Consider the following 2,836-nt stretch of genomic DNA (forward strand, 5'->3'; position numbering starts at 1 on the left):
TGAGAATGATAATCAATAATACTTATGTTACATAAAAGAATGCTAATTAAATAATAGGTAAAAGAGATTATTTTTTTCTTATAAATTGAGAATAATTATCATTTTCAAAAAGTGAAATGAAAGATAACCAAGGAGGAAACAAGAAAAATGAAAAAGGTTTCTGTATTACCCGCTTTTATTATAACGTTCGTATGTATGCTAGCTTTTCTTGTAATGCCATACGGAAATGCTTCAGCAAAACTAGCTGATGGTACTTACGATATTAATTACGTAATTCAAAAAGCGGAAAATGATTCAGCTTCAATGGCAAATGACTATTTTGAAAAGCCAGCAAAATTAGTAGTGAAAAACGGTGAGATGAGAGTACAAGTTCCGATGAATCATAGTGCTTGGATTACAGAATTTAAAGCACCAGAGAACGGGGATTTTGTTGATGCGAAAGTTGTTAGTAAAGATGAATCGGCAGATAAAAGAACAGTAGAGTTTAAAGTAGATGATTTATCCAAACCGGCAGCTGTAAAAATTCATGTTGTTGTACCAAATGCAAACTATGACCACCACTACACAATTCGTTTTGCTTTTGATGCAAATGTAAAAGCTGTAGGTGGCGATAACGGCATAGCTGCTACTACAAAAAATAATGATCAAGCGAAAACAGATACACAAGTAAAAGAAGAGAAAACAAAAGTAGAGAGTAAGGAAACAGCTAAAGAAGTGAACAAAGAAACAAAAAATGAAAATGGAAAAGCTGAAAAAACAGATAATCCAAAAACAGGCGATGAAGCACGTATTGGATTGTTTGCAGTGTTAATTCTTATTTCAGGTGCTTTCTTAATTCGTAAAGTGAAGTTGAGTAAATAAATCTTTTGAAGGGTGATGAATATATGTTTAAACAATTTAAAATGATTATTGCCGTATTTGCTGTTTTATTTACGTTTATCGCAACACTAGGTTTACAAGATGCAAAGGCTGCTACAAAACTAGCTGATGGAAAATATAATATTGCTTTTACTGTATGGAAAGGCGATAAAGATGAATCGTCTAGAATGAATAGTTATTTTGAAAGCCCAGCAACATTAACAGTTAAAAATGGAAAACAATATGTTTCATTTAAAGTGAAAGATAGTGCTTCTATTAAAAGTTTCCAAGTAGAAAAAGGTGGTCAATTTGTAGAAACAACCGTGTTAAGTGAAAACAAAAAAGATAATACTAGAGTTGTAGAATTTGAAGTTGCTGACTTGTCAAAAAAACTAAATGGCAAGGTGAAAATTAATATTCCAATTATTAATTATAATGCTTCGTATGATATTCGCTTTGTATTTGATGGGAATAGTATTAAATAATTTTCAAAAGGGAGAGTCGTTCCATTGAACAGGTATACAAAAATTATTGTTGCTATGTTTTTAATGATATTTACATTCGTATCAACATTACAACCACTTGCAGTTCAAGCAGCTACCAAGTTGGCTGACGGTGAATATTCAATTGGCTTCAAAGTTTTAAAAGATACATCAGATGAAGAATCAATGATGAATCAATATTCAGTAAGCCCGGGAACTTTAAAAGTGAAGGATGGGAAAAAGAAAGTATCCTTTACATTAACAAATAGTTCATGGATTACGAAGTTTGAAACAGAAAAAGCAGGTAAGCTAGTTGCGACAAATGTAATTAGTGAAGATAAAGAAAAAGATACAAGAGTAGTAGAATTTGATGTAGAAGATGTAGAGAAGGTATTAAATGCAAAAGTAAAAGTAGATATTGATTTTTTAAATTATCATCATGAGTACGACGTTCGTATTGCATTTGATCAAAATAGCATTACACCAATTCATGTAGAAAAACCAAATGAAAAAGAGGACCCAGCTAATAAGCCAGATCCAAATGAAACTACCGATCCAGGTCAGAAGCCCGACCAAAAGCCTGACCCAGATCAACAACCAAATTCTAACACAATTACAGATGGTGCGTACAGCATTCCATTTAAAGTGTTAAAAGATCAAACAGATGAAGAATCTAAGATGAATACTTACATGGTAAATCCAGGAGTATTAAAAGTAGAAAACGGTAAGAAAAAAGCAATTGTAACACTAAAAAGTAGCTCATTAATTAAAAATTTCCAAACGGAAAAAGATGGCGTATTTGTTGATGCAAAAGTAGTGAGTGAGGATAAGGAAAAAGATACAAGAGTAGTAGAGTTTGAAGTAAACGATTTATCTAAAAAACTAAATACAAAAGTATTTATCGAAATGGCATCAAGAAATTATAAGCAAACGCATGATGTACAACTTTTATTTGAACAAGATAAACTTGAACAAATTAAAAATGAAGAGAAAAAACCAGAAGTAGAAAAACCGGAAGCAGAAAAACCAGAAGTAGAAAAACCAGAAGTAGAAAAACCAGATGAAAATAAAAAACCAGATGCTGAAACAATTAAAGATGGTGAATACAGCATCAATTTTAAAGCGTTAAAAGATCAAACAGACGAAATTTCAATGATGAACACATATACAAAAAGTCCAGGTGTGCTAAAAGTAAAAGATGGTAAGAAGTATGTATCATTTACGTTAACGAACAGTTCTTGGATTACAAAATTTGAATTTGAGAAAAATGGTTCGTTTGTTGATGCAAATGTAATAAGTGAAGATAAAAAAGCTGATACACGCGTAGTGGAAGTAGAAGTGCCAGATTTATCGAAAAAGTTAAATGCAAAAGTAAAAGTAGATATCGATTCAATGAATTATCACCATTTTTACGATATTCAATTTGCATTTGATAAAGGTAGCATTAAGCCGTTAGATAACCAAGGTGGAAACGACAATCAAGGCGGAAACAACAA

3 protein-coding genes are annotated in these 2,836 nt (G+C 31.6%); all 3 read left to right on the forward strand.

The annotated features are described in order from the left end of the window. The first annotated feature begins 147 nt into the window (after window positions 1-147). Entirely contained in the window at window positions 148-861 is a 714-nt protein-coding gene (gene isdC / locus MR160_RS33295; protein WP_000757957.1) for a heme uptake protein IsdC, read from the forward strand. A 23-nt stretch (window positions 862-884) separates the two neighbouring features. Continuing rightward, the gene (locus MR160_RS33300) at window positions 885-1,343 is read left to right on the forward strand and encodes an NEAT domain-containing protein (protein WP_000476166.1); all 459 of its coding nucleotides are present in this window, start codon (window positions 885-887) and stop codon (window positions 1,341-1,343) included. A 24-nt stretch (window positions 1,344-1,367) separates the two neighbouring features. After that, window positions 1,368-2,836 (forward strand): NEAT domain-containing protein (locus tag MR160_RS33305; protein WP_242299181.1); only part of this gene is annotated, 1,469 nt, incomplete at its 3' end.

The sequence above is a fragment of the Bacillus cereus group sp. BfR-BA-01382 genome (assembly GCF_022663475.1).
Classification (GTDB): Bacteria; Bacillota; Bacilli; order Bacillales; family Bacillaceae_G; genus Bacillus_A; species Bacillus_A thuringiensis_S.

Coding starts and splice junctions, on each gene's coding strand:
- isdC (WP_000757957.1), top strand. CDS start 148: ATGAAAAAGGTTTCTGTATTACCCGCTTTTATTATAACGTTCGTATGT.
- MR160_RS33300 (WP_000476166.1), top strand. CDS start 885: ATGTTTAAACAATTTAAAATGATTATTGCCGTATTTGCTGTTTTATTT.